24 protein-coding genes are annotated in these 25,175 nt (G+C 60.5%); 11 read left to right on the forward strand and 13 right to left on the reverse strand.

Annotation, left to right across the window (positions count from 1 at the left end):
* Positions 1-5: 5 nt before the first annotated feature.
* Entirely contained in the window at positions 6-3,455 is a 3,450-nt protein-coding gene (gene mfd, locus HU731_RS23635) for a transcription-repair coupling factor (protein ID WP_032892840.1), read from the reverse strand.
* Positions 3,456-3,795: 340 nt separating this feature from the next.
* On the opposite strand from mfd, the gene HU731_RS23640 reads away from it, so the two are divergent.
* The gene (locus HU731_RS23640; RefSeq protein WP_032873405.1) at positions 3,796-5,259 is read left to right on the forward strand and encodes a glyceraldehyde-3-phosphate dehydrogenase; all 1,464 of its coding nucleotides are present in this window, start codon (positions 3,796-3,798) and stop codon (positions 5,257-5,259) included.
* A 387-nt stretch (positions 5,260-5,646) separates the two neighbouring features.
* Here HU731_RS23640 and HU731_RS23645 read toward each other — a convergent pair whose 3' ends face one another.
* Positions 5,647-6,180 (reverse strand): chalcone isomerase family protein, encoded by a 534-nt coding sequence (locus tag HU731_RS23645; RefSeq protein ID WP_186605896.1) that lies wholly within the window; start codon positions 6,178-6,180, stop codon positions 5,647-5,649.
* Positions 6,181-6,394: 214 nt separating this feature from the next.
* Between HU731_RS23645 and sthA the strand changes: the two genes are divergently transcribed.
* Positions 6,395-7,789 (forward strand): Si-specific NAD(P)(+) transhydrogenase, encoded by a 1,395-nt coding sequence (sthA, locus tag HU731_RS23650; protein ID WP_003189670.1) that lies wholly within the window; start codon positions 6,395-6,397, stop codon positions 7,787-7,789.
* A gap of 42 nt (positions 7,790-7,831) precedes the next feature.
* On the opposite strand, the gene HU731_RS23655 is transcribed toward sthA, so the two are convergent.
* Together HU731_RS23655 and HU731_RS23660 are read right to left on the reverse strand one after the other, a co-directional pair.
* A complete protein-coding gene (locus tag HU731_RS23655; protein ID WP_014717518.1) occupies positions 7,832-8,554 on the reverse strand; it encodes a glycerophosphodiester phosphodiesterase in 723 nt (240 codons plus the stop codon).
* A 44-nt stretch (positions 8,555-8,598) separates the two neighbouring features.
* On the reverse strand, positions 8,599-9,177 hold the full coding sequence (locus tag HU731_RS23660; RefSeq protein ID WP_003189673.1) for a PilZ domain-containing protein: 579 nt from the start codon (positions 9,175-9,177) through the stop codon (positions 8,599-8,601).
* A 94-nt stretch (positions 9,178-9,271) separates the two neighbouring features.
* Between HU731_RS23660 and HU731_RS23665 the strand changes: the two genes are divergently transcribed.
* Genes HU731_RS23665 through HU731_RS23675 form a run of 3 tightly spaced genes read left to right on the forward strand, consistent with a single transcriptional unit; the run spans position 9,272 to position 12,518 of the window.
* Entirely contained in the window at positions 9,272-10,522 is a 1,251-nt protein-coding gene (locus HU731_RS23665) for a lipoprotein-releasing ABC transporter permease subunit (RefSeq protein WP_003189676.1), read from the forward strand.
* A gap of 7 nt (positions 10,523-10,529) precedes the next feature.
* The gene (lolD, locus tag HU731_RS23670; RefSeq protein WP_019818240.1) at positions 10,530-11,213 is read left to right on the forward strand and encodes a lipoprotein-releasing ABC transporter ATP-binding protein LolD; all 684 of its coding nucleotides are present in this window, start codon (positions 10,530-10,532) and stop codon (positions 11,211-11,213) included.
* A gap of 60 nt (positions 11,214-11,273) precedes the next feature.
* On the forward strand, positions 11,274-12,518 hold the full coding sequence (locus HU731_RS23675; RefSeq protein WP_032892838.1) for a lipoprotein-releasing ABC transporter permease subunit: 1,245 nt from the start codon (positions 11,274-11,276) through the stop codon (positions 12,516-12,518).
* A gap of 115 nt (positions 12,519-12,633) precedes the next feature.
* On the opposite strand, the gene HU731_RS23680 is transcribed toward HU731_RS23675, so the two are convergent.
* Together HU731_RS23680 and HU731_RS23685 are read right to left on the reverse strand one after the other, a co-directional pair.
* Entirely contained in the window at positions 12,634-13,980 is a 1,347-nt protein-coding gene (locus HU731_RS23680; RefSeq protein ID WP_186605898.1) for a heavy metal sensor histidine kinase, read from the reverse strand.
* Positions 13,977-14,657: a heavy metal response regulator transcription factor gene (locus tag HU731_RS23685; protein WP_056791797.1), complete on the reverse strand. Its 681-nt coding sequence runs from the start codon at positions 14,655-14,657 to the stop codon at positions 13,977-13,979. Before HU731_RS23685 ends, HU731_RS23680 begins: the two co-directional genes overlap by 4 nt.
* A gap of 261 nt (positions 14,658-14,918) precedes the next feature.
* Between HU731_RS23685 and copI the strand changes: the two genes are divergently transcribed.
* Together copI and queF are read left to right on the forward strand one after the other, a co-directional pair.
* Positions 14,919-15,440 carry a copper-resistant cuproprotein CopI gene (gene copI / locus HU731_RS23690; protein WP_186605900.1) on the forward strand — a complete coding sequence of 174 codons (522 nt, stop codon included), beginning with the start codon at positions 14,919-14,921 and terminating at the stop codon, positions 15,438-15,440.
* A gap of 66 nt (positions 15,441-15,506) precedes the next feature.
* Positions 15,507-16,337 (forward strand): NADPH-dependent 7-cyano-7-deazaguanine reductase QueF, encoded by an 831-nt coding sequence (queF, locus tag HU731_RS23695; RefSeq protein ID WP_186605908.1) that lies wholly within the window; start codon positions 15,507-15,509, stop codon positions 16,335-16,337.
* A gap of 135 nt (positions 16,338-16,472) precedes the next feature.
* Here the strand turns inward: queF and HU731_RS23700 are convergent, their stop codons facing one another.
* Together HU731_RS23700 and pcrP are read right to left on the reverse strand one after the other, a co-directional pair.
* The gene (locus HU731_RS23700; RefSeq protein ID WP_186605910.1) at positions 16,473-16,739 is read right to left on the reverse strand and encodes a DUF4404 family protein; all 267 of its coding nucleotides are present in this window, start codon (positions 16,737-16,739) and stop codon (positions 16,473-16,475) included.
* 111 nt (positions 16,740-16,850) lie between these two features.
* Positions 16,851-17,459, reverse strand: a complete 609-nt coding sequence (gene pcrP / locus HU731_RS23705; RefSeq protein WP_078802730.1) for an HAD superfamily inactivated hydrolase PcrP — start codon at positions 17,457-17,459, stop codon at positions 16,851-16,853.
* 194 nt (positions 17,460-17,653) lie between these two features.
* Here pcrP and HU731_RS23710 point away from each other — a divergent pair, with 194 nt between their 5' ends.
* Entirely contained in the window at positions 17,654-18,343 is a 690-nt protein-coding gene (locus HU731_RS23710) for an MlaA family lipoprotein (RefSeq protein ID WP_032892828.1), read from the forward strand.
* Positions 18,344-18,480: 137 nt separating this feature from the next.
* On the opposite strand, the gene HU731_RS23715 is transcribed toward HU731_RS23710, so the two are convergent.
* Positions 18,481-18,777, reverse strand: a complete 297-nt coding sequence (locus HU731_RS23715) for a PilZ domain-containing protein (protein WP_003189689.1) — start codon at positions 18,775-18,777, stop codon at positions 18,481-18,483.
* A 276-nt stretch (positions 18,778-19,053) separates the two neighbouring features.
* Here HU731_RS23715 and rssB point away from each other — a divergent pair, with 276 nt between their 5' ends.
* Positions 19,054-20,235, forward strand: a complete 1,182-nt coding sequence (gene rssB / locus HU731_RS23720) for a two-component system response regulator RssB (protein ID WP_014717527.1) — start codon at positions 19,054-19,056, stop codon at positions 20,233-20,235.
* Positions 20,235-20,717 (forward strand): anti-sigma factor antagonist RssC, encoded by a 483-nt coding sequence (gene rssC / locus HU731_RS23725; RefSeq protein WP_003172602.1) that lies wholly within the window; start codon positions 20,235-20,237, stop codon positions 20,715-20,717. The genes rssB and rssC overlap by 1 nt, the downstream gene beginning before the upstream one ends.
* 191 nt (positions 20,718-20,908) lie before the next feature.
* Here rssC and tal read toward each other — a convergent pair whose 3' ends face one another.
* Together tal and dusA are read right to left on the reverse strand one after the other, a co-directional pair.
* Positions 20,909-21,835, reverse strand: a complete 927-nt coding sequence (gene tal, locus HU731_RS23730) for a transaldolase (protein WP_044272927.1) — start codon at positions 21,833-21,835, stop codon at positions 20,909-20,911.
* Between the two features lie 313 nt (positions 21,836-22,148).
* A complete protein-coding gene (gene dusA, locus HU731_RS23735) occupies positions 22,149-23,159 on the reverse strand; it encodes a tRNA dihydrouridine(20/20a) synthase DusA (RefSeq protein WP_186605912.1) in 1,011 nt (336 codons plus the stop codon).
* A gap of 103 nt (positions 23,160-23,262) precedes the next feature.
* Here dusA and HU731_RS23740 point away from each other — a divergent pair, with 103 nt between their 5' ends.
* Positions 23,263-24,414, forward strand: coding sequence for a site-specific integrase (locus HU731_RS23740; RefSeq protein WP_186606182.1), 1,152 nt, complete (start codon positions 23,263-23,265; stop codon positions 24,412-24,414).
* Here the strand turns inward: HU731_RS23740 and HU731_RS23745 are convergent.
* Together HU731_RS23745 and HU731_RS23750 are read right to left on the reverse strand one after the other, a co-directional pair.
* Complete coding sequence (locus HU731_RS23745) at positions 24,389-24,664, reverse strand: pyocin activator PrtN family protein (RefSeq protein WP_186605914.1); 276 nt, start codon at positions 24,662-24,664, stop codon at positions 24,389-24,391. The genes HU731_RS23740 and HU731_RS23745 overlap by 26 nt on opposite strands.
* Positions 24,665-24,881: 217 nt before the next feature.
* Positions 24,882-25,148, reverse strand: coding sequence for a hypothetical protein (locus HU731_RS23750; RefSeq protein WP_020302907.1), 267 nt, complete (start codon positions 25,146-25,148; stop codon positions 24,882-24,884).
* Positions 25,149-25,175 lie beyond the last annotated feature (27 nt).

Here is a 25,175-nt window from a genome sequence, read left to right on the forward strand (position 1 = left end):
CGTCCTTAAACGGATTTCGGAATGAGGCGTTCAAACAGCGCCTCCAAGGTGTTGAAGCGTTCTTCGGCGCGTTCCATCGGCACCATGAACTTGAACAGCGTAGCCCCTTCGAACTTGTAGCGGTTGGGCTGGCCCTGGATCAGCTTGATCAGCACCAACGGGTCGACCGGCGTCTGCGCTTCGAATTCGATACGCCCGCCTTGCGGCCCGGCGTCGACTTTCTTGATGCCCAACTGCTCGGCCTGCAACTTGAGCAGAGTCAGGCGCACCAGGTTCTTGGTCGGCTCCGGCAGCAGGCCGAAGCGGTCGATCATCTCTACCTGCAAGTCCTTGAGGCCTTCTTCGTCGGCCGCCGAGGCAATGCGCTTGTACAGGATCAACCGTGCATGCACATCCGGCAGGTAGTCTTCGGGAATCAACGCCGGCAAGCGCAGGTTGATCTCCGGGCCGCCGCCCAAGGGTTGGTCGAGGTTCGGTTGCTCGCCCTTGCGGATGGCTTTCACCGCACGTTCGAGCATCTCCATATACAGCGTGAAACCCACCGCCTGGATCTGCCCGCTCTGGCCGTCGCCGAGCAACTCGCCGGCACCCCGGATTTCCAGGTCGTTGGTGGCCAGTACAAAACCGGCGCCGAGGTCCTGGGTATTGGCGATCGCTTCCAGGCGTTTTTCCGCATCGGAGGTGATCTGCTGGCGCGGCGGTGTGAGCAGGTAGGCATAGGCCTGGTGGTGACTGCGCCCGACGCGGCCGCGCAATTGGTGCAGCTGCGCCAGGCCGAACTTGTCGGCGCGTTCGATGATGATGGTGTTGGCGCTCGGCACGTCGATGCCGGTCTCGATGATGGTCGAGGCGATCAGCACGTTGAAGCGCTTGTGGTAGAAGTCGCTCATCACCTGTTCGAGTTCGCGTTCGCGCATCTGCCCGTGGCCGATGGCGATGCGGGCCTCCGGTACCAGTTCGGCGAGGTCGGCGGCGCATTTCTCGATGGTTTTCACATCGTTGTGCAGGTAGTACACCTGGCCGCCGCGCAGCAGTTCGCGCAGCAGGGCTTCCTTGACCGTGCTCTTGTTCTGCTCCATCACGAAGGTGCGCACCGACAAACGGCGCGCCGGTGGCGTGGCGATGATCGACAGGTCGCGCATGCCCGACACCGCCATGTTCAGCGTGCGCGGAATCGGCGTGGCGGTGAGGGTGAGGATGTCGACTTCACTGCGCAGGGCCTTGAGCTGTTCTTTCTGGCGCACACCGAAGCGGTGCTCTTCGTCGATGATCACCAGGCCCAGGTTCTTGATCTTCACATCGTCCGACAGCAACTTGTGGGTGCCGATCACGATGTCGATCTTGCCTTCGGCCAGATCGGCGACGGCGGCATTCACTTCCTTGGCGGACTTGAAGCGGCTCATCACCTCCACGGTCACCGGCCAGTCGGCAAAGCGGTCGCGAAAACTGTTGTAGTGCTGCTGGGCGAGCAGGGTGGTGGGCACCAGGATCGCAACTTGGCGACCGCCGTGTACCGCAATAAAGGCTGCACGCATGGCCACTTCGGTCTTGCCAAAGCCCACGTCGCCACACACCAGGCGGTCCATCGGCTTGGGCGCGAGCATGTCGGCGCGCACCGCTTCGATGGTGGTTTGCTGGTCGGGGGTTTCTTCGAAGGCAAAACCGGCGCTGAAAGTGGCGTAGTCGGCTTTCGGGTCGGCGAACGCGTAACCTTCGCGGGCGGCGCGGCGCGCATAGATGTCGAGCAGTTCGGCGGCCACGTCGCGTACCTGTTCGGCGGCCTTGCGCTTGGCTTTCTGCCAGGTCTCGGAGCCCAGGCGGTGCAACGGCGCCAAGGCGTCATCGCTGCCGGTGTAGCGGGCGATCAGGTGCAGGTTGGCCACCGGCACGTAGAGCTTGGCGCCCTCGGCGTATTCCATGGTGAGGAATTCGGCGGCCTGGTTGTCGATCTCCAGGGTCTGCAGGCCCAGGTAGCGCCCCACGCCATGGTCGATATGCACCACCGGCGCGCCTTCGCGCAGCTCGGTGAGGTTCTTGATCACCGCGTCGTTGTTGGCGTCGGCGCGTTTTTCCCGGCGTCGGCGTTGCATCACGCGTTGGCCGAACAGCGGGCTTTCGGCGATCAAGGCCAGCGCCGGGTCATCCAGCCGCAGCCCTTCGTCCAGCGGCGCGATGGTGATCGCCAGGCGCTCTTTGCTGGCGACAAAATCCGGCCAGCTGTCGACGGTTTTCGGCCGCAGCTTCAGGCGTTCCAGCAGCTCCAGCAGCACTTCGCGGCGCCCGGCGGATTCGGCGGTGAACAGCACGCGGCCGGGGAAGTCACCGAGGAAGTTGGACAGCGCCTCCAGCGGTTGTGTGGCTTTGGCCTGGATCGCCAAATCGGGCAATGCGCTCGCCGGGAAGCGCTCACGGCCACTGCCAGCGTCCACGTCCTGCTGGCTGGCGACCACACGCGGCCAGTTTTTCAGGCGCGCGAAGCAGTCTTCCACCGGCAGGAACAGCTCAGCGGGCGGCAATAAAGGCCGGGACGGATCCACGCGGCGCTCTTCATAGCGGTTGCGCACGTCGTTCCAGAAGTTTTCCGCCGCCTGTTCGATACCCGGCAGCGAGAACACCTGGGTGTCCTGGGGCAGGTAGTCGAAGAGGGTGGAAGTTTCGTCGAAGAACAACGGCAGGTAGTACTCGATACCGGCGGGCGTGATGCCGCTGCTCAAATCCTGGAAGATCGGGCAACGACGGAAATCCACGTCAAAGCGTTCACGAAAGCGCGCCTTGAAGCGCGTGACCGCGTCTTTTTGCAGCGGGAATTCCCGCGCCGGCAGCAGCTTGATCGAATCGACCTTGTCGATGGAACGCTGGTTCTCCGGATCGAAGGTGCGCAGCGTCTCGATCTCGTCATCGAACAGGTCGATGCGGTACGGCAACTTGCTGCCCATCGGGAACAGGTCGATCAAGGCGCCGCGCACCGCGAACTCACCGTGTTCGTACACCGTGTCGACGCAGCGGTAGCCGCTGGCTTCCAGGCGCGTGCGCATCTGCTCCACATCGAGCTTCTGGCCGACGTCCAGCACCAGGCTGCTGCCCAGCAGGAACTTGGTCGGTGCCAGGCGGTGCAGGGCGGTGGTGATCGGCACCACCAGCACGCCGTGGGCCAGTTCCGGCAAGCGGTACAGGCTGGCGATACGCTGGGAGATGATGTCCTGGTGCGGCGAGAACAGATCGTAAGGCAGGGTTTCCCAGTCGGGAAAATGCAGCACCGGCAAATCCGGGGCGAAGAAGCTCAGCTCCTGCTCCAACCGTTCGGCACTTTGGCTGTCGGCGGTGAGCAGCAGGGTAAAGCGCTTGGCTGCGCTGGCAGCCTCGGCAATGGCCAGGCTCAGGGCGGCACCGGGCAGGTTGCCCCAGTGCTGTTTACCTGCCGCGGCAGGGAGTAGCGGTAGACGCAGAACGGGCACGGAAGGTTGAGCTCCAAGCGTTGCGACAAAGTCGGTAATTGTAACGGCCCCAGGTGCCGCCTGTCAGTTGCTGACTGTGCCTATTACGGTTTGTAGGAAATGTAGTGGCTAAGACAAACAATGGCGGGCTTTGACTCAATATGTAGTGCCAAAATGCGCGAATGTTTAGGAGAGTTACGGACAAGTCGGCCTGCTCACCAAACTAGTGGCCTTCTGGAACCCGCGTGTTTCCTGGGCTGTAGCGCGGTGGTATTTTTTTGCAAGGGCTTTTTGTTGCCCTTCGCGCATTGCTCAACGCTCAGTCGGGCGACATAATGTAGCCCCTTTTTTCTGCCCCTACATGTGGAAGGTTCCCGTGACTCAGAAGCCCGACCAGTGTCTTGGTGAATGGATCGACCGTGAAGCACTCGCTGAAGCGATGATTCCGCTTATCGGTCAGCTGTACCGCAATAACAATGTGGTGAGCTCGATCTATGGCCGCAGCCTGATCAACCAGTCTGTCATCGCGATTCTCAAAGCCCACCGCTTTGCGCGCCATCGTTCCGCCGACGACAGCGAACTCTCCGTCCACGAAACATTCCCACTGCTCAAAGCCATGAGCGAGCTCAAGCTCGGCGCGGCTTCGGTAGACCTGGGCAAGTTGGCGTACAAATTCCGCAAAGAAGGCGCTGGCCGCACCGCCGAGCAGTTCGTGCGTGAAGAAATGGCCGATGTGGTTGGCCAGCAAAACGCTGCCGCCCGTAAAGGCACCGACGTGGTGCTGTACGGCTTTGGCCGTATCGGCCGCCTGCTGGCGCGCATCCTGATCGAAAAAACCGGTGGTGGCGACGGCCTGCGCCTGCGTGCCATCGTGGTGCGCAAAGGCGCCGAGAACGACCTGACCAAGCGCGCCAGCCTGCTGCGTCGCGACTCGGTACATGGCTCGTTCAATGGCACCATCACCATTGACGAAGAAAACAACACCATCACCGCCAACGGTAACCTGATCCAGGTGATCTACGCGAAGAACCCGACTGAGGTGGATTACACCCAGTACGGCATCCAGAACGCCTTGCTGGTGGACAACACCGGCGTATGGCGCGATGCCGAGGGCCTGGGCCAGCACCTGGCATGCCCGGGTGTCGACCGCGTTGTGTTGACCGCGCCTGGCAAGGGCAAGCTCAAGAACATCGTGCACGGCATCAACCACGCTGAAATCACCGCTGACGACAAAATCGTGTCCGCCGCTTCCTGCACCACCAACGCCATCGTGCCGGTGCTTAAAGCTGTGAATGACAAGTTCGGCATCGTTAACGGTCACGTTGAAACCGTTCACTCGTACACCAACGACCAGAACCTGATCGACAACTTCCACAAGGGTGATCGCCGTGGCCGTAGCGCCGCGTTGAACATGGTGATCACCGAGACCGGTGCTGCTACCGCTGCTGCCAAGGCCCTGCCTGAGCTGGCTGGCAAGCTGACCGGTAACGCCATCCGTGTACCGACGCCGAACGTGTCGATGGCCATTCTCAACCTCAACCTTGAGAAAGCCGCCACCCGTGAAGAGATGAACGAGTACCTGCGCTACATGGCGCTGCACTCCGACCTGCACAAGCAGATCGACTTCGTCAATTCCCAGGAAGTGGTCTCCACCGACTTCGTTGGCTCGCGCCATGCCGGTGTGGTGGACGCCGAAGCGACCATCACCCAGGACAACCGTGTTGTGCTGTACGTGTGGTACGACAACGAGTTCGGCTACAGCTGCCAGGTGGTTCGCGTGATGGAAGACATGGCTGGGGTCAACCCGCCTGCGTTTCCGCGCTAAGCCTTTGCGTTGAATGAAGAAGCCCCGACTGGTTCGGGGCTTTTTTATGGCTGAAGTGTTGTGTTCGCTTACTGTAGGAGCGAGCTTGCTCGCGAAGAACGTCAACGATAACGCCGGCTACCTGAAGAAACGCGGCGTCTGTGAGTTTTTCGCGAGCAAGCTCGCTCCTACAATGGGGAACGGTCGACACTTTCATCACTTGAGTAGCGTGTTGTGCAAACTGGTTCGGGGCTTTTTTATGGCTGAAGTGTTGTATTCGCTTTCTGTAGGAGCGAGCTTGCTCGCGAAGAACGTCAACGATAACGCCGGCTACCTGAAGAAACGCGGCGTCTGTGAGTTTTTCGCGAGCAAGCTCGCTCCTACAATGGGGAACGGTCGACACTTGCATCACTTGAGTAGCGTGTTGCGCAAACTGTCGGACAGCCCTTTGGGCCCCAGCCAGATGCCCAGGTAGGCCTTCGCTAATTCAGCGTCCGGGCTGCTGAACACCACCTGGCCATTAATCTCCAGATTCAACCCGCGCCCCGGACGAAAATCCAGGGCATAGCGATCGCCGCTGCGAATATCCCGAAAGCGCGCGTGCAGCTTGGCTACCTCCGGGTTCAACCCGGCATTGGCCTGCTGGCGTTCCAGGGTGACGATGGCCGCCTTGATCACATCATTGCGGTCGATGTCGCGAAAGTAATACAGCGCCAGGCGCACAGCCTTCTGCTGGTCCCAGGCCTGCTTTGCCGGCAGTTCAGCCGGTGCATACAGCGCCGCCGCATACACATCCGCCCAGAGATAGTTGAACACCGCCTGGTTTTTCAAGGCCAGCCCCTCGACCTGTGCCGGGAAGCTCGCCTGCCTGAGCCGCTGCGCATCGTTGGCGTGCGCCGTGAGCGACACCATCAGCATTAAACAAAAAAATAGTTGTCGCATAATGGCTCATCCTGAATTCGGCGCTGATTTGCGTCCTGTAGTATGGCAACACTGGCCTACGACGCGACCAAGGGTTAATGTTCGCGGCGCTCGGCCTTCTATAGACTGTGCCCCGGTTCACACACTTGAGCCAAATTGTCCTTCATGCTCGCTGGCCGCGGCATGATTTAGCCCGGCGTCCAACCGTACGCCTGGCCTGTTCTGAGGAGTACGCATGGCTGTCTACAACTACGACGTGGTGGTACTGGGTTCCGGCCCAGCTGGAGAAGGTGCGGCGATGAACGCTGCCAAAGCAGGGCGCAAGGTGGCGATGGTCGATAGCCGTCGCCAGGTCGGCGGTAACTGCACCCACCTGGGTACCATCCCGTCCAAGGCGTTGCGTCACTCGGTACGGCAGATCATGCAGTTCAATACCAACCCGATGTTCCGGGCCATTGGTGAGCCGCGCTGGTTCTCGTTCCCGGACGTATTGAAAAGCGCTGAAAAAGTCATCTCCAAGCAAGTCGCCTCGCGTACCGGCTACTACGCCCGTAACCGCGTCGACCTGTTCTTTGGCACCGGCAGTTTCGCCGACGAGCAAACCGTCGAAGTGGTCTGCGCCAATGGTGTGGTCGAGAAGCTGGTGGCCAAGCACATAATCATCGCCACCGGTTCGCGCCCGTATCGCCCGGCGGACATCGATTTCCACCACCCGCGTATCTACGATAGCGACACCATCCTGAGCCTGGGCCATACCCCGCGCAAACTGATCATCTACGGCGCCGGCGTGATCGGCTGTGAATACGCCTCGATCTTCAGCGGCCTGGGTGTATTGGTGGAACTGGTGGACAACCGTGACCAGTTGCTCAGCTTCCTCGACTCGGAAATCTCCCAGGCGTTGAGCTACCACTTCAGCAACAACAACATCACCGTGCGCCACAACGAAGAATACGAGCGGGTCGAAGGCCTGGACAACGGGGTGATCCTGCACCTCAAGTCCGGCAAGAAGATCAAGGCCGACGCCTTGCTGTGGTGCAATGGCCGTACCGGCAACACCGACAAGCTGGGCATGGAAAACATCGGGGTCAAGGTCAACAGCCGTGGCCAGATCGAAGTGGATGAGAACTACCGCACCTGCGTGCCGAACATCTACGGTGCCGGTGACGTGATCGGCTGGCCAAGCCTGGCCAGTGCCGCCCATGACCAGGGCCGTTCGGCCGCTGGCAGCATCGTCGACAATGGCAGCTGGCGCTATGTGAACGACGTGCCGACCGGGATTTACACGATTCCCGAGATCAGCTCGATCGGCAAGAACGAGCACGAACTGACCAAGGCCAAGGTGCCTTACGAAGTGGGCAAGGCGTTCTTCAAGAGCATGGCGCGTGCGCAGATCGCCGGTGAGCCGCAAGGCATGCTGAAAATCCTGTTCCACCGCGAAACCCTGGAAGTGCTCGGCGTGCATTGCTTCGGCTACCAGGCCTCGGAGATCGTGCACATTGGCCAGGCGATCATGAACCAGCCGGGTGAGCAAAATACCCTCAAGTATTTCGTCAACACCACCTTCAACTACCCGACCATGGCCGAAGCCTATCGGGTAGCGGCCTACGACGGCCTCAACCGGCTTTTTTGAGCGGCTCCGGCCGGTGGCCTGAGCCGGCCGGGGAGACCGATTTCAGTAATTCTCGAGGGTGGCAGTGGCCAAACCGGGAAAGTCTGTAATCAGGCTATCTACGCCGAAGTCGGCGAGCCTGCGCATCAGCGCAGGTTCGTTGACTGTCCACACGGACACATGCAAACCCTGGCGCTGGGCTTTTTCCAGCCGCTCGGGGGTGCACAGCGTCCAGTTCAATGCCAAGTACTCACAGCCGTAGTTCTGCGCGACCTTCAGCGGGTCGAGCCAGGCGTATTCGGCGACCAGGCCGCGTGACAGGTCTGGGGTGAGTTCCACGGCGGCCTTGAGCACTTCCCGCGAGCTTGACGTCACCGTGACCTTGTCCATCAAGCCAAAGCGCACGGCCATTTCGCGAATCGCCAGCACGGTGGTCGCGGCACGGGTACGCGAGGCGCTTTTGACTTCCAGTTGCCAGTGATCGAAGTCGCACTGTTCGAACAATTCCTCCAGGCGCGGGATCGGGCAGGGGCTGACCCAGCCTGGGCCGCCTTTGCGGGCGTCCATCTTCACCAGGTCAGCCGCCGAATACTCGACGACTTTGCCGCGCCGGTCGGTGGTGCGCTTGAGCGTCGGGTCGTGGATGACCATCAACTCGCCGTCCATGGACAGGTGCAAGTCCAGCTCGCAGCGGCGTACGCCGTGCTTGAGGCACTCCTGAAAGCTGGTCAGGGTGTTTTCCGGTGCTTCGCCTTTGGCACCGCGGTGGCCGTAAATCAGGGTCACAGTTGCTCCTTTGCGCCAGGATGGCTGGCGTCGTGAATACGCATTCAGAGGTCTTCGCTTTGTTCTCGCGCCAGGCGGCGTTCCTGGGCCTGTTTCTGCAGGATATAGCGCGCCAGCAGTTGGCGTTGGGCATCGGTCATGGACTCGAATTCCGTGCCCACATCAAAGCCGTCGCCCTTGGGGTCGCAATGGGTCACCCGCGCGCGCAGCAACAGGCCGAGCGCCTGGGGCATCAGCACCAGCTTGACCGCCAGGTGAGTGTCGGCGGCCAGCGGCGTGGGGTGCTGGAAGTCGATGCCGCCTTCGGAGAGGATCACCGGTTGCGGCGCGCCCACCTCGTTCAGCAAACCGCGAGCCATGACCTGGCTGAGCAGGTCCAGGCGCTTGTTCTGCACTTTGAGGAACGCCGCCAGGCTGCGGTCTTTCTCGTTGATCTGGCGCAGCAGGTGCTGGGCTTCGAATTCGCTCAGGTGCAGTTCGCTGAGCAGATTGAACAGCGGCGAATCATCCAGCAACACTTCCTTGCTCGCCGCGTCGGGGCCAGACAGGGGTTTGATTTGAAGTGCGATCATGTCATCGATACGGTAGTATTCGCGGCGCTCTTCTTCATCTAATGTCGACATGGCGAACCCCAGGTAACGGTAATGGTCTGAGTGTAAAGCTGCTGACCAGACCCCGCCACCGGGACGTCTTCTTTTCCTCCGAACAAGCCCCGACATGTTCAGACCTCTCTTCGTATTTATCGGCACGCGTTATACCCGTGCAAAGCGTCGCAATCATTTTGTGTCGTTCATTTCCTTGACCTCGATGATCGGTCTCGCCCTGGGCGTGGTCGTGATGATCGTGGTGCTGTCGGTGATGAATGGCTTCGATCATGAGATGCGCACCCGCGTGCTGGGCATGGTGCCCCACGCGACCATTGAAGGCGATGCGCCGATCAATGATTGGCAAAGCCTGGCCGCCAAGGTCCAGCAGAACCCCAAGGTGGTGGCGGTGGCGCCGTTTACCCAGATGCAGGGGTTGCTGACCAACGACGGCAAGGTGCAGAAGATCCTGCTCAATGGCATCGACCCGGCCCAGGAACATAACGTCTCGATCATCGACAAGTTCATGCTGCAAGGTAAGCTCGACGCGCTGGCGCCCGGCAGCTTTGGTATCGTCATCGGTGACAAGGCCGCAGCCAAGCTGGGCGTGGGGGTTGGCGACAAGCTGACCTTCGTCGCCCCGGAGGTCACCGTGACCCCGGCCGGCATGTTCCCGCGCATGAAGCGCTTTACCGTGGTGGGCACCTTCCACGTCGGCGCTGGCGAGATCGACGGCTACATCGGCCTGACCAACCTCACCGACCTGGCCCGCCTGCATCGCTGGCAGCCCGACCAGGTGCAGGGCCTGCGCCTGAAGTTCAACGACCTGTTCGACGCCCCGCGCGGCGCCTGGGAAATTGCCCAGCACCTGGGCGAGACCGAGTACTACGCCCGCGACTGGACCCGCACCCACGGCAACCTCTACCAGGCCATCCGCATGGAAAAAGCCATGATCGGCCTGTTGTTGCTGCTGATCGTCGCCGTGGCGGCCTTCAACATCATCTCCACCCTGGTGATGGTGGTGAACGACAAGAAGGGCGACATCGCCATCCTGCGTACCCTGGGCGCTACGCCGGGGCAGATCATGGCGATCTTTATGGTGCAGGGCACCGTGATCGGCGTGGTCGGCACCTTGATCGGCACGGCGGTGGGTATTCTGGCCGCGCTGAACGTCAGCGCCGCCATTGCCCTGCTTGAAAAAGTGATCGGCCACAAGTTTCTCAACGCCGACGTCTACTTCATCGATTACTTGCCGTCCCAGGTGCAAACCCAGGACGTGCTGATGGTGGGCGGCGCCGCGTTGGTCCTGAGCTTCCTTGCCACCCTGTATCCAGCCTGGCGCGCGGCACGTACCCAGCCAGCACAGGCATTACGTTATGAGTGAATCGGGCATGAGTGAAAAAGCAATCCTGAGCTGCCGCAACCTGGGCAAATCCTACGAGGAAGGCCCGGAGTCGGTGGTGGTGCTGTCCAACCTGCAGCTTGAACTGCACCCTGGCGAGCGCGTGGCGATCGTCGGCAGTTCCGGTTCTGGCAAAAGTACTTTGCTCAACCTGTTGGGCGGCCTCGATACGCCGTCCCAGGGCAGCGTATGGCTGGCCGGTGAAGAACTGTCGGCCTTGAATGAAAAGGCCCGTGGCCAGCTGCGCAACCGCTCGTTGGGCTTTGTGTACCAGTTCCACCACTTGCTGCCGGAATTCACTGCCCTGGAAAACGTTTGCATGCCGCTGTTGATCGGCAAAACCGCGATTCCCGAAGCGCGCCAGCGTGCCACGGCTTTGCTCGAACGCGTCGGCCTGGGCCACCGCCTGGAGCACAAGCCTGCGGAGTTGTCCGGTGGTGAGCGCCAGCGTGTGGCGATTGCCCGTGCCCTGGTGAACAACCCCGGCCTGGTGATGCTCGACGAGCCGACCGGCAACCTCGACTCCCACACCGCCCAGGGCATCAAGGACTTGATGCTGGAGTTGAGCACCCAGATGCGCACCGCGTTCCTGGTGGTGACCCATGACATGAGCATGGCCCGGCAGATGGACCGCGTGCTGCATTTGCAGGAAGGTCATCTGGTCGCTATCTGACCTGTTGCAAGCCCGGTTTTTTGAGGCCGGGCTTTTTCATTTTTCCAACGGTGCCCGCGAATGTTCAGACCGTTATCGATTTTTATCGGCACGCGCTATACCCGCGCCAAGCGCCGCAACCGTTTTGTCTCGTTTATCTCGATGACCTCGATGATCGGCCTCGCCTTGGGCGTACTGGCGATGATCGTGGTGCTCTCGGTGATGAACGGCTTTCAGCGCGAAATGAGCTCGCGCATCCTCGGCATGGTGCCCCACGCCACCATCGTCGGCGTAAAGCCGATTGATGATTGGCAGCCGGTGGCCGCCGCTGCGATGAAGAATCCGCAAGTCACCGCCGCCGTGCCCTTCACCCAGATGGATGGCATGTTTTCCTATAAGGGCGCGATGCAGCCCATCGAGATCAGCGGCGTCGACCCGGCCCAGGAAGGCAAGGTGTCGATCGTGGCCCAGCACATCGTGCGCGGCAAACTCGATGACCTCAAACCTGGCGAATTCGGCGTGGTGGTCGGTGATATCACCGCACGCCGCTTTCGCCTGAGCGTGGGCGACAAGCTGACCCTGATCGTGCCGGAACTCAGCAGCGCCCCGGGCGGCATTACCCCGCGCATGCAGCGCCTGAATGTGGTGGGCATCTTCAAGGTCGGCGCCGAGCTGGATGGCTCCATGGCCCTGATCCACATGGCCGACGCCGCTGAAATCCAGCATTGGCAGCCCAACCAGGTGCAAAGCGTGCGCCTGGCGGTGAAGGACCTGTATGCAGCGCCGAAAGTCTCGGCGGACATCGCCGCCAGCCTGGGCGCGGCTTACAAGCCGGACGACTGGACCCACACCCAGGGCAGTCTGTTCAGCGCGATGAAAATGGAAAAGACCATGATCGGCCTGCTGTTGCTGATGATCGTCGCCGTGGCCGCGTTCAACATCATCGCCACCTTGATCATGGTGGTGAACGACAAGGGCGCGGACATCGCCATCCTACGTACCATCGGCGCCACGCCTCGGCAGATCATGGCGATCTTCATGGTGCAGGGCACCGTGATTGGCGTGGTCGGCACCCTGATCGGCGGCGTGCTGGGGGTGATTGCGGCGCTGAACGTAAGCGAGCTAGTGGGCTGGCTGGAGCGGGTGAGCGGGCAGCATATCTTCAGTTCGGATGTGTACTTTGTCAGCAACCTGCCTTCGGAGCTGCAAGGTGGGGATGTGTTGCTGATTTGCTCGGCGGGGTTTGTGTTGAGCTTTTTGGCGACGATCTACCCGGCGTATCGGGCGGCGAAGATTGAGCCGGCGCATGCGCTCAGGTATTCGTAACCTTTAAGACCGCTTTCGCGAGCAAGCCCGCTCCCACATTTGTCCGCGTACATCCTTTGGAATGCGGTTAAATGTGGGAGCGGGCTTGCTCGCGAAGAGGCCGGCCCAGCTTGCATCAATCCCCCTTGGGCAACTCAATCACAAACCTGGTCCAGCCCGCCTGCGACTCACAATAAATCCTGCCCCCATGCGCCCGCACAATCGACTGGGTAATCGCCAACCCCAGCCCCGCATGTTCACTGCTGCCGGCACGCCTGGACGGATCGGCTCGGTAGAAACGGTCAAACAGCCGCGGCAATAACGGCGCAGGAATGCCTTCCCCGCTGTTCTCCACCGTCAGTGTCACGCCACTCTCAATCCGCACCCGCACTTCACCGCCCGGTGGGGTAAACCGCAGCGCGTTATCCAACAAGTTCGACAAGGCCCGGCGCAACATGCCGCGATCGCCCATCGTCTGGGCGCTGCCTTCGCGCACCAGCGTCACCTGCGCGTCCTCCGCCAGCAGGGTAAAAAACTCCAACAATGCGTCGACCTCATCGCCCAGGTCCAGGGCTTCACGGTTGGGCATCAGCAAGCCGTGGTCAGCTTTGGCCAGGTACAGCATGTCGTTGACCAGTTGCGCCATCCATTGCAGCTCTTCCAGGTTGCTGTGCAGCGCCTCGCGGTAATCCTCCAGCGGGCGTGGCTGGGTGAGGATGACTTGGGTCTGGGTCAGCAGGTTGGACAGTGGTGTGCGCAGTTCGTGGGCGATATCCGCGCTGAAGGCAGACAGGCGCTGGAACGCGTCGTCCAGGCGCGCCAGCATGGCGTTGACGGCCTGGGCCAGTTCCGCCAGTTCCACCGGCATTTGCGCTTGGGGTAAGCGTTGCGTCAGGGAGTGGGCGGAGACGCTGGCGGCCACTTCGCCCATGCGCCGCAGTGGCCGCAACCCGCTGCGGGCAGCCCAGGCGCCGAGCAGGGCGGTGGCCAGGGCCGAAAGGCTGACGGTCAGCCAGATCAAGCGTTGCATGCGTTGCAGGAAGTGCTGGTGGTGGGTGATGTCGAGGATCAGGGTCAACTGGGGCGAATCCAGTTGGCTGGGCGTCAAGGGCGCGATGAACACGCGGTAGTCGGTGCCTGCCTGTTGCAGGCTGTGCAGGCCGGGCGCCTGGGGCAAGCTAAGGTTGGGCGCGCCGTCCAGCCAACGTTGACCCGCCCCGGTGATGCGCAAGGTGAGGTCGGGCTGGTGATCGAGTTCGGCACGCAGTTGAGGGGTGCGCTGGGCGAGGTCTTCCGGTGAGGCGACACCCTGCAAGGTGCTGCGCAGGGCCACCAGTTTGCTTTCGAGCTGTTGCTGGTCCAGCTCCATGAAGTGCGCCTCGCTGGCCCGGTTGAACAACACCCCGGCGATCAACGAGACCACCGCCGTGCAGGCGGCAAACAGCAGCGCCAGGCGGCTGGTCAGGGACAGGCGCTTGATCACGTGAACCGTTCCTCCAGCACGTAACCCATGCCGCGCACGGTGTGGATCAGTTTGTTGGGGAAATGGTCATCAACCTTCAGGCGCAGGCGGCGAATGGCGACTTCGATGATATTGGTGTCGCTGTCGAAATTCATGTCCCACACCTGGGAGGCGATCAGCGTCTTGGGCAGTACTTCGCCCTGGCGACGCAGCAGCAGCTCCAGCAGGGCGAACTCCTTGGCGGTGAGGTCAATGCGCTGGCCGCTGCGCTCGACGCGGCGGCGGATCAAGTCCAGGCTCAGGTCGGCCAGTTGCAACAGGGTGTCCTGCGGCGTGCTGCTGCCCCGGCGCAACAAGGTGCGCACCCGCGCCAACAGCTCGGAAAAGGCGAAGGGTTTGACCAGGTAATCGTCGGCGCCCAGCTCCAGGCCATGTACTCGGTCTTCGACGGCATCGCGGGCGGTGAGGAACAGCACCGGGATGTCCAGGCCGGCACTGCGCACCGCCTGCAGGATTTGCCAACCATCGCGGCCGGGCAGCATCACATCGAGGATCAACAAGTCATAGTCGCCCGTGAGCGCCAAGTGCTGGCCACTGGTGCCGTCGGCCACCAGCTCGGTGGTAAAACCCGCCTCGGCCAGGCCTTGGCGCAGGTAATGACCGGTTTTGGGTTGGTCTTCGACGATCAGCAGTTTCATATCGGGCTCTTGATAGGTGCTATGTAGGAGCGAGCTTGCTCGCGAAAAACGCCAACGGTAACGCGGGCTGTCAGGCTTGACGCGTTGTGCTTAAGTCCTTCGCGAGCAAGCTCGCTCCTACAAAAAAACATTGGGCTTTATACCGTGCTCGTCAGGGTATGGGCACAAGCTGACAAAGTTGTAATCTAGCAGTCAGCTGGCTGGCAGCGAGGCCATCTTAAAGTGTTGCCCAAGCTGGATACCTATTGTGGAGAGTGAAAGATGGCGTTGCGTACACCCCTGTTATTGGCGGGCTGCCTGCTGGCGTTGAGTTTCAATGCACTGGCGGATGCGACTCACACCTACGCGTTCGGCCAGCCGGCCCCGGCGGATAAAGCTACGCGTACTGTCGAGGTCACGCTGCAGGACATCGCCTTTGAACCCAAGTCGCTGGACGTCAAAGCCGGTGAAACCGTGCGCTTTGTACTGGTCAACAAAGGCCAGTTGTTGCATGAGTTCAACCTGGGCGACGCGGCCATGCATGCCGCCCACCAGAAAGAGATGCTGAAGATGCAAGCCAGCGGCATGCTGACTGCCACTGGCATGGGCAAGATGGACCACAGCGCCATGGGCCATGGCGACATGGGCGGTATGAAGCACGACGATCCCAACAGCGTGCTGGTGGAGCCGGGCAAGACGGCCGAACTGACCTGGACGTTCAAGCAGGCCACCGGCCTTGAGTTCGCCTGCAACCTGCCAGGGCATTACCAGGCAGGCATGGTCGGCAAACTGACCATTGAGTGAGGCGTTTGTTAAGGGCGGGGGCAAAGGCTGGTAGACTGGCGCGGTTTATTTAGCCAGGTTTCCGCCATGCATCCCGCAGCCGAACATTCGCCGCTGGGCAAGTCCAGTGAATACATCTCCACCTACACGCCTTCGTTGCTGTTTCCGATTCCACGCGCCGCCAAGTGGGCCGAGCTGGGCCTGAGCGCCGAGACCCTGCCGTACAAAGGCGTGGATTTCTGGAACTGCTTCGAGCTGTCCTGGTTGTTGCCGTCGGGCAAGCCGGTGGTGGCCATCGGTGAGTTCAGCATTCCGGCCGACTCGCCGAACATCATCGAGTCCAAGTCGTTCAAGTTGTACCTCAACTCGCTGAACCAGACCGCGTTTGCCGACACGCAAAGCCTTGAAGCCACCCTGTGCACCGACCTCAGCTTAGCGGCCGGCAAGCCCGTGAATGTGCGCATTCGCAGCCTGGCCGATATCGAAGCCGAAGGCGTGATGGCGTTGCCGGGCGTGTGCATTGATGGCCTGGATATCAACGTCAGCAGCTACGAACACCCGCGCCCAGAGCTGTTGCGTTGCGATGATTCGCGCGTGGTGGAGGAGAGCGTGCACAGCCACCTGCTCAAATCCAACTGCCCGGTGACCAGCCAGCCTGACTGGGGCAGTGTGGTGGTGGAATATCGCGGTGCGGCGCTGGATCACGCCAGCCTGCTGGAATATATCGTCAGCTTTCGCCAGCACTCGGACTTTCATGAGCAGTGTGTGGAGCGGATCTTCCTGGACTTGCAGCGCTTGCTCAAGCCGGAGAAGTTGACCGTGTATGCGCGGTATGTGCGCCGGGGTGGGTTGGATATCAATCCGTACCGCAGCACTGAGAACACCCAGTTCCTGAACGTGCGGCTGGCGCGTCAGTAAACCTTCATACAAAAAACTGTGGGAGCTGGCTTGCCTGCGATAGCGATCTTTCAGTCATTCATCAAGTGACTGATACACCGCTATCGCAGGCAAGCCAGCTCCCACATTTGGTTTTGTGTTTGGTTTGGGCTCGGGTTAAATGCCGATATTGCCCAGGGTGATCACGATATTGCGCAATGTCCCGGCAATGCCTGGATGGTCCAATTCAAAACCTTCCACTGCCCGGTTCACATCGTCAGCAATGCTGGGCGTCTGGGTGGCCGGTTCCATTTCCAGTTGGACTTCGAACTTGGCGATCAACTCTTCCAATGCTTGACGCTTCTCGGCGGGCAACTCGGGATGATTCTCCAGTTGCTCACGCACAATATCGGCCTGCTGTTGTAACTTCTCGCGATCAGGCATGACGTTCTTTCCTTTTATCGATAGGCACTGGCATAGACCGCGGCACGCCGTGAAAGGTCTACGGGCTGACCTGTAGATTAATCCACTGGGGCCAACTGTGCATGATCTCGATCAGGGCTTCTCGCCCTTGAGCTGGCGCAGGCGGATGTCGGCCAGGCAGGTGCCGAGTTCGCCGAGGTGGTCGATCACCGAGTGCACGCCCAGGCCATAGAGTGCCACCGTGGCCTTGCCGCGCTTGTGTTCGCGTTGCTGCTCGGTCAGCGCCTGCCATTGCTGGGGCGACAGGCCGCAGAGAGAACCGCAGGAGGCCAGGCCGATGGTCCACAAACCGGCATTCAGGCCCGATTGCAGCAGGCGCGGCTCGCCGCTGACCAGTACGCAGCCTTCCAGGCGCTCGATGTTCAACTCCATCAAGGCTTGCCAGCAGGCGTGGGGCGCGGGCCAGCGAATGGAGGAGGGCGAGGCGGCCTTGAGCCAGCCAGGCAGGCCAGCGCACAGTGGCGTGGTCACCGAGGGCGGCAGTTCATCCAGCCAGGCGCAGGGCACGCCTTGTTCTTTGAGGCTGCGCAGGCTTTTCAACGCGCCCGGTGTGGCTTCGGCGTCGGCGCAAGGTGAGTCGGTACGGGCCAGGGAACCAAAATCCACCAGGCAGCCACTCAGGCCAAATAACACGGCGGTCAACGAGGGGGCGGCGGCGACGGCAATCTCGGCGTGTGGCATCTGAACGTCCCTGAAATAGCTGCCACGCTATCGGGGCGGCATGACAAGGGGATGACACTGTCGATATTTGTAGGAATTTTGTGCATTTTCCGTAAGACGATTCTAGGTAGCTGCCTAAATCGCCACTTCCGTCATATACTGACAGCCTATTCAGGGCATAGCGCCCATGACAGACCATTCAAGGAGCAAAAGCTATGCGCTGGAGCCAGTACTTCGCTCAGCTATCGGTGTGTGCCACCATCCTGTTGGCACCGTTCGCTGCCCAAGCGGCCTCGGAAGATGACCCATGGGAAAGCGTTAACCGCCCCATCTTCACCTTCAACGACACCGTTGACACCTACGCCCTCAAGCCTCTTGCCCAGGGCTATCAGTTCGTCACCCCGCAATTTGTGCAGGACGGCGTTCACAACTTCTTCCGCAACATCGGTGATGTCGGCAACCTGGCCAACAACGTGCTGCAACTCAAGCCGCACAATGCAGGCGTCGACACCGCCCGCCTGTTGGTCAACACCACGTTTGGCGTACTCGGCTTTATCGATGTCGGCACCAAAATGGGGCTGCAGCGCAGCGATGAAGACTTCGGCCAAACCCTGGGTTACTGGGGCGTGGGCAGCGGCCCGTACGTGATGATCCCGTTGCTGGGCCCAAGCACCTTGCGTGATGCGCCGTCCAAATACGTCGACAGCTATACCCAACCGTACCGCTACATGAACGACATCGGCTGGCGTAACAGCACCTTCGGCCTCAACGTCGTCGACGTGCGCGCCAGCCTGCTCGACAGCGAGAAGCTGATCAGTGGCGACAAGTACACCTTCATTCGTAACGCTTACCTGCAGAACCGCGAGTTCAAGGTCAAAGACGGCAAGGTCGTCGACGACTTTTAAGCTGTGACGTTTTGAAATGAAAAAGGCGACCTTTGTAAGGTCGCCTTTTTTTGTACACGCTGATCGTTCCCACGCTCCGCGTGGGAATGCATCCCGTGACGCTCCGCGTCACCCTTGCGCAGGCGCTGGATGTTGCGCTAGCGCATTTTCAGAATCTTGAGGCCCAGATGCTGGTCATCGCCTACCGCCTTGGTCCACACCACCTCGGTATCCGCCTCAAGACCCCTGAGCGCGGCGTGCTCTGAATCAATGCGCACGGTCAGCAGGTCGCCCACCGTGAACTGGCGAGGTGCCTGCACCTGCATGCCGGAACTGGAGAGGTCCACGCAGGTACCGGCAATCTCCTGCCCGGCATGGATCAAAGACACATCGGCATCTATTCGCATGCGGATGAAATCGCGTTTTTCGGCGTAGTCGCGCTCGTGTTCGCTCACAGCATCCATCCTTACTTTGCGTTGTGGTTGTGAGGGTTCTTATAACTCCCGGTGATTTGCGGTGTAAAGACGCCCGGCGACCATCGGCATGAGCTTGAAACCCCTCACGGATGGGAGTACCGTCTGCGCCTTAGAAGGGCACCTCTGCTTTACCGTTGTGCATGGGCCAAATCCCAATGCTTTGTAGGACAGAGAGGCTAGAAAGCGAATCCAGTACGTGAGCCCGGCCATTGCCGAGCCGCCTACGCCAACCTAATTCTGGCGCCGTTTGCCCACATGCAAAAAACCAGTGCCACGCTGCTGATAATCGATGACGACGAAGTAGTGCGCGCGAGCCTCGCGGCCTACTTGGAAGACAGTGGCTTCAGCGTCCTGCAGGCCAGTAATGGCCAACAGGGTCTCCAGGTATTCGAGCGCGACAAGCCCGACCTTGTGATCTGCGACCTGCGCATGCCCCAGATGGGCGGCCTGGAGCTGATTCGCCAGGTGACCGACCTTGCCCCGCAAACGCCGGTGATTGTCGTGTCCGGTGCAGGTGTCATGAACGATGCCGTTGAAGCCTTGCGCCTGGGCGCCGCCGATTACCTGATCAAGCCCCTGGAAGACCTGGCCGTGCTGGAGCACTCGGTGCGCCGCGCCCTGGACCGTGCACGCCTGCTCCTGGAAAACCAGCGCTACCGCGAAAAGCTCGAGACCGCCAACCGCGAACTCGAAGCCAGCCTGAACCTGCTACAGGAAGACCAGAACGCCGGTCGCCAGGTGCAGATGAACATGCTGCCGGTGAGCCCCTGGACGATTGACGAATTCAAGTTTGCCCACCAGATCATCCCGTCGTTGTACCTCTCGGGGGATTTTGTCGACTACTTCCGCGTCGATGAGCGCCGCGTGGCGTTCTATCTGGCCGACGTATCCGGCCACGGCGCGTCTTCGGCGTTTGTCACCGTGTTGTTGAAGTTCATGACCACACGGCTGTTGTTTGAGTCCAAGCGCAATGGCACCCTGCCGGAGTTCACCCCCTCCGAGGTGCTGGGCCACATCAACCGAGGCCTGATCAGCTGCAAGCTGGGCAAGCACGTGACGATGGTCGGCGGCGTGATCGACGAAGAAACCGGTCTTTTGACCTACAGTATTGGCGGTCACCTGCCGATGCCTGTTTTGTACACTCCTGACAGTGTGCGCTACCTGGAAGGGCGTGGCCTGCCCGTAGGCTTGTTTAACGAAGCCACCTACGAAGACCACATCCTGGAACTGCCGCCGACCTTCAGCCTGACGCTGATGTCCGACGGTATTCTGGACCTTCTTCCAGAGCCTACACTCAAAGAGAAAGAAGCCGCCTTGCCCCAAAAGGTCAAGTCGGCGGGCGGCAGCCTGGATGGCCTGCGGCAGGTTTTTGGATTGGCCACGCTAGGGGAGATGCCGGATGATATCGCCCTATTGGTGTTGAGCAGGAATCTTTGATGAGTACCGGAAGAATCCAATTCGCCGAGCAAGACGGGACCTTCGTCCTGAAATTTGTCGGTGAAGTGCGCCTGACCTTGTGTTCGGCCCTGGATGCGACGATCGAGCGGATCTTCACAGCGCTGAACTTCTCGGCGATCGTGATCGACCTGACCGAAACGCGCAGCATCGATAGCACCACCCTGGGCCTGTTGGCCAAGTTGTCCATTCTGTCGCGGCAGAAGGTCGGCCTGTTGCCGACCGTGGTCACCACCCACGAAGACATCACCCGTCTGTTGCAGTCCATGGGCTTTGATCAGGTGTTCAACATCGTTGATCGCCCGATCCCCTGCCCGGAATGCCTCACCGACCTGCCGTCCCAGGACCAGTCCGAGGAAGTCGTACGGGTCAAGGTGCTGGAAGCGCATAAAATCCTGATGGGCTTGAATGAGTCCAACCGCGAAGCCTTCCACGACCTCGTCAACGCCCTCGAGCGGCACTGACAGCTCCCCTGTTGAAACACATTCCCCTGTGGGAGCTGGCTTGCCTGCGATTGCGCCGTGTCAGTCGATGAAGTGTTGGCTGGCCCACCGCTATCGCAGGCAAGCCAGCTCCCACATCGGACGGCAGTGACACCGAGGCAAAAAAAGGGCGGCACCCTCACAGGTGCCGCCCTTTTTGCCGCTATCTGCCTTTACAGCTTGGCCGACAACAACGCCTCCAGCTTCTCCTGGTCCCGCGCAAACTGACGAATCCCCTCGGCCAGCTTCTCAGTCGCCATCGCGTCCTCGTTGGACTCCCAACGGAACTGCGCTTCAGTCATATGCACCCGCGCCTCACCGGCATGGCCTGGCGCCAATTTGCGCTCCAGCTTGCCTTCATCGGCTGCCAGCTTCTCCAGCAGGTCCGGGCTGATGGTCAGGCGGTCACACCCGGCCAACTCCTCGATCTGGCTGAGGTTACGGAAGCTCGCACCCATCACCACGGTCTTGTAGCCATTGGCCTTGTAGTAGTTATAGATGCGCGTCACCGACTGCACGCCCGGGTCTTCGGAGCCGGTGTAGTCGGTGCCGTTGGCCTTCTTGTACCAATCGTAGATACGGCCCACGAACGGCGAAATCAAAAACACACCCGCTTCAGCACAAGCCACAGCCTGGGCAAACGAGAACAGCAAGGTCAGGTTGGTCTGGATGCCTTCTTTTTCCAGCTTCTCGGCGGCGCGGATGCCTTCCCAGGTGGAGGCGATCTTGATCAGCACGCGGTCACGGCCAACGCCGGCTTTGTCGTACAGGTCGATCAGACGGTGCGCACGCTTGAGAATCGCGGCCTCGTCGAATGACAGGCGCGCATCCACCTCAGTGGAAATACGGCCCGGCACTACTTTGAGAATCTCTTGACCCACCGCCACAGCAAAGCGGTCACTGGCCAGGCCCACATCGCCGTTGCAATCCTGCACACACTCATCCAGCAGCTTGGCGTAGCCAGGAATCGACGCAGCCTTGAGCAGCAGGGAAGGGTTGGTGGTGGCGTCTTGCGGCTTGAGCTTGGCGAGAGTGGAAAAGTCGCCGGTATCGGCTACGACGGTGGTGAATTGCTTGAGTTGTTCCAGCTTGGAAGTCATGGGCGTGCTCTGTCCTGTGGGGCTAGTGACATTACCCGAGCGCTGGCAGGCGCTCAAGGGCGCAAATGCGTTAGGTCGTTTGCGAGGGCAATAACCTGGAAACAGCCGTTTGAATTACCGGCCGTGGTGCTCAGTTGGAGGGCAAAATCGATGGCAGGTTCAACCCAACTGCCCGATTCTTGAGCCTGCTCCCAATACTGTAGGAGCGAGCTTGCTCGCGAAAAACCTCAACGATAACGCGCGCTTCCTGAATAAACGCGGCGCCTAGGGGTTTCTCGCGAGCAAGCTCGCTCCTACAAAAAACCTACCTCAATCAACGCCCTTCCAACAATTCCCCAGCCTGATCCAACAACGCCAACGGATCACTCGCCTTATGAATATCCACCGACAACAACTGCCGAAACTTACGCGCCCCCGGGAAACCGGTCCCCAGCCCCAGCACATGGCGCGTAATTTGATGCATCGCGCCACCTGTCGCCAAGTGCTCGGCTATATACGGACGCAACTGCGCCAGCGCCTCGGCGCGGGTGATGACAGGCGCAGTGCTGCCAAACAGCTGTTGATCCACCTCCGCCAACAAATACGGATTGTGATAAGCCTCCCGCCCCAACATCACCCCATCAAACGTCTGCAAATGCTCATGGCACTGCTCCAACGTCTTGATCCCACCGTTCAGATTAATCTCCAACCCCGGAAAATCCCGCTTCAACTGCGCCGCCACGTCATAGCGCAACGGCGGAATGTCCCGGTTCTCCTTGGGCGACAACCCCTCCAGAATCGCAATCCGCGCATGCACGGTAAAACTGGTGCAACCGGCGTCCTTCACCGTGCCGACGAAATCACACAACTGGGCATAACTGTCCCGCCCATTGATGCCGATACGGTGCTTCACCGTCACCGGAATCGACACCGCATCACCCATCGCCTTCACACAGTCCGCCACCAGGGCAGGGTGCGCCATCAGGATCGCACCGATCATATTGTTCTGCACCCGGTCGCTGGGGCAGCCGACATTCAGGTTCACTTCGTCATAACCGGCGGCCTCGGCCATGCGGGCGCAGGCGGCCAGATCGGCTGGAACACTGCCGCCCAACTGGAGGGCCAGCGGGTGCTCGGCTTCGTTGTGGCGCAGGAAGCGCTCGTGGTCGCCGTGGAGGATAGCGCCCGTTGTGACCATCTCGGTGTAGAGCAGGGCGTGCTTGGAGAGCAGGCGCAGGAAGAACCGGCAGTGGCGGTCGGTCCAGTCCATCATGGGGGCAACACTAAAGCGCCGAGACAGCGTGGGCCTTGTGTTTACGGGGCTAAAGGTCTGTTTATCTAGCATTTTACTCAACGTGTTCTTGGCGTGTTTTCGGGCGTTTTCAGGCGTTTTTAAAGGCTCGGTGGTACGATGTACCACTTCAAAACTGACGCGTACCACTTTCAATATGGCGACTATCAGGGCAAGAAAACTGGCGGATGGGACTGTGAGCTACACGGCACAGATCCGCATCAAGCGCGACGGAGTGCAAGTCTACCAAGAGAGCCAGACCTTCGCCCGAAAACAGGCCGCCCAGGCGTGGGCACGCAAGCGCGGCTCGGAGCTGGATGAACCTGGTGCGATCGAGCGCGCAAACCGAAAGGGCGCCACGCTCAAAGAAATGACTGATCGCTACCTGGTCGAAGTGGAGAAAGCCAAGCCGCTGGGCAAGACCAAGCGCGCCACACTCAATGCGATTGGCGAAACTTACCTGGGCAAGTTGACCGATACGGATATCAACACCCAGTGCCTGGTCGATTACGCACTTTGGCGGATGAGCGGAGAGGGCGGTGGTGTTCAGCCACAAACCGCTGGCAATGACCTGGCGCACCTGGGCGCAGTGCTGGCAATTGCCAAGGACGCATGGGGCTACCAGGTCGATCCGCTCGCCATGGGCGGTGCGCGGCGTGTGTTACGCAAGCTGGGCTACAACCTGAAAAGCCGTGAGCGTGACCGCCGGCCGACATTGGATGAGCTGGGACGGGTGCTGACGCACTACCAGGCCATGCAGGTGAGGCGCCCGACCGTCATAAATATGCTGAAGGTCGTGGGCTTCGCCCTGTTCTCCACGCGTCGGCTCGATGAAATAACCCGAATTCGCTGGGCAGACGTAGACGAGGCTGGCCAGCGGGTGCTGGTGCGCGACATGAAAAACCCAGGGCAGAAGATCGGCAACGATGTTTGGTGTTACCTGCCGGACGAGGCGTGGCATATCCTCCAGACGATGCCGAAGGCCGGCGACAATATATTCCCCTACAGTCCTGAATCTATCTCCACGTCCTGGACGAAAGCCTGCAAGTTTTTGACCATCGCGGATCTGCACTTCCACGACCTCCGGCATGAAGGTGTCAGCCGCCTGTTCGAAATGGACTGGGATATTCCGCGTGTGGCGAGCGTTTCCGGCCACAGGGATTGGAATTCAATGAGGCGTTACACCCACCTTCGCGGTCGGGGCGACCGCTATGTGGGCTGGGAGTGGCACGAAAAGATTCTGAGGGCGCCCGTCCAACTGGGCGCCGCATCGCAGAAGTGGCTCAAAAGGCGTGTTTTATCCCGTTGAGCTGGCTGTGCTCTTTAACTGCTGCCGCGCGTTGCAGGTCCAGGTACGCGGCCAGGTCGGTGAGGTGGATGCCCTTGGCCGACTTCTGGCTCGGCTCCAGTCGGGTGATGGGCAACTTGATCTGACCACTCATCACCTTGCGCTGGAACATGTCCGGCGTCAGGTGCGTGAAGTAGTCACGGCACACCACCTCCAGCGAGATAATCGCTTGGCCATCGTACTGAGCCATCAGGATAAATGCTGTGTTCATGATTATCCTCATAGAAGCGCGTATCGACACCGTTTTTTCTGCTTGGCTGCTTCACGCTCTGCCATAAATGCAGCCCATTCCGCCATCTTGCTCTGTTGGCGTATTCGACTACACGCCTCGTGCTTTCCCTTTGAGCGGGCTTTGCCGCAGATGTCGCAGCGGCTGGGCAAGTCCAGCCGGTAACCGGCTAACGGCGGGCGGGTGCGAGGACTTGAACTCATGGCTGGCCCCTCATAACCATTTTTGTCAGTGCATTGGGCTGGCCGTCGGGTGTCAGCTTGTCCAGGGGTTGAGTAACACTCCGGCCGTTGGCAGTGCGTAGTGTGGCGAAGTTGCCATAAATTCCTTCAATCACACCTGTACGAGCGCTGAGGCGATATTCCCGACCACCGCCACTCATTGCGACGTAGCTGACCGTGTCGCCGACAGCAAGCGGGGTTGTGGTAGCCTCTGCGATGCCGCCTTGGGGTTGATTCACTTGCATGGTGCTTCTCCTTTGGGTGGTCGGTGT

It is taken from the genome of Pseudomonas salmasensis (assembly GCF_014268375.2).
In the GTDB taxonomy this organism is placed as follows: Bacteria; Pseudomonadota; Gammaproteobacteria; order Pseudomonadales; family Pseudomonadaceae; genus Aquipseudomonas; species Aquipseudomonas salmasensis.

Bases quoted from the DNA above. Each gene is read 5' to 3' on its own strand.
- dusA (WP_186605912.1), bottom strand. From the start codon at position 23,159: ATGCTAGATAAACAGACCTTTAGCCCCGTAAACACAAGGCCCACGCTG.
- HU731_RS23700 (WP_186605910.1), bottom strand. From the start codon at position 16,739: ATGCCTGATCGCGAGAAGTTACAACAGCAGGCCGATATTGTGCGTGAG.
- HU731_RS23750 (WP_020302907.1), bottom strand. From the start codon at position 25,148: ATGCAAGTGAATCAACCCCAAGGCGGCATCGCAGAGGCTACCACAACC.
- HU731_RS23745 (WP_186605914.1), bottom strand. From the start codon at position 24,664: ATGAACACAGCATTTATCCTGATGGCTCAGTACGATGGCCAAGCGATT.
- queF (WP_186605908.1), top strand. From the start codon at position 15,507: ATGCATCCCGCAGCCGAACATTCGCCGCTGGGCAAGTCCAGTGAATAC.
- tal (WP_044272927.1), bottom strand. From the start codon at position 21,835: ATGACTTCCAAGCTGGAACAACTCAAGCAATTCACCACCGTCGTAGCC.
- copI (WP_186605900.1), top strand. From the start codon at position 14,919: ATGGCGTTGCGTACACCCCTGTTATTGGCGGGCTGCCTGCTGGCGTTG.
- HU731_RS23660 (WP_003189673.1), bottom strand. From the start codon at position 9,177: ATGTCGACATTAGATGAAGAAGAGCGCCGCGAATACTACCGTATCGAT.
- HU731_RS23645 (WP_186605896.1), bottom strand. From the start codon at position 6,180: ATGCGACAACTATTTTTTTGTTTAATGCTGATGGTGTCGCTCACGGCG.
- HU731_RS23675 (WP_032892838.1), top strand. From the start codon at position 11,274: ATGTTCAGACCGTTATCGATTTTTATCGGCACGCGCTATACCCGCGCC.
- HU731_RS23685 (WP_056791797.1), bottom strand. From the start codon at position 14,657: ATGAAACTGCTGATCGTCGAAGACCAACCCAAAACCGGTCATTACCTG.
- pcrP (WP_078802730.1), bottom strand. From the start codon at position 17,459: ATGCCACACGCCGAGATTGCCGTCGCCGCCGCCCCCTCGTTGACCGCC.
- HU731_RS23710 (WP_032892828.1), top strand. From the start codon at position 17,654: ATGCGCTGGAGCCAGTACTTCGCTCAGCTATCGGTGTGTGCCACCATC.
- HU731_RS23665 (WP_003189676.1), top strand. From the start codon at position 9,272: ATGTTCAGACCTCTCTTCGTATTTATCGGCACGCGTTATACCCGTGCA.
- rssB (WP_014717527.1), top strand. From the start codon at position 19,054: ATGCAAAAAACCAGTGCCACGCTGCTGATAATCGATGACGACGAAGTA.
- HU731_RS23740 (WP_186606182.1), top strand. From the start codon at position 23,263: ATGGCGACTATCAGGGCAAGAAAACTGGCGGATGGGACTGTGAGCTAC.
- rssC (WP_003172602.1), top strand. From the start codon at position 20,235: ATGAGTACCGGAAGAATCCAATTCGCCGAGCAAGACGGGACCTTCGTC.
- sthA (WP_003189670.1), top strand. From the start codon at position 6,395: ATGGCTGTCTACAACTACGACGTGGTGGTACTGGGTTCCGGCCCAGCT.
- HU731_RS23640 (WP_032873405.1), top strand. From the start codon at position 3,796: ATGTGGAAGGTTCCCGTGACTCAGAAGCCCGACCAGTGTCTTGGTGAA.
- lolD (WP_019818240.1), top strand. From the start codon at position 10,530: ATGAGTGAAAAAGCAATCCTGAGCTGCCGCAACCTGGGCAAATCCTAC.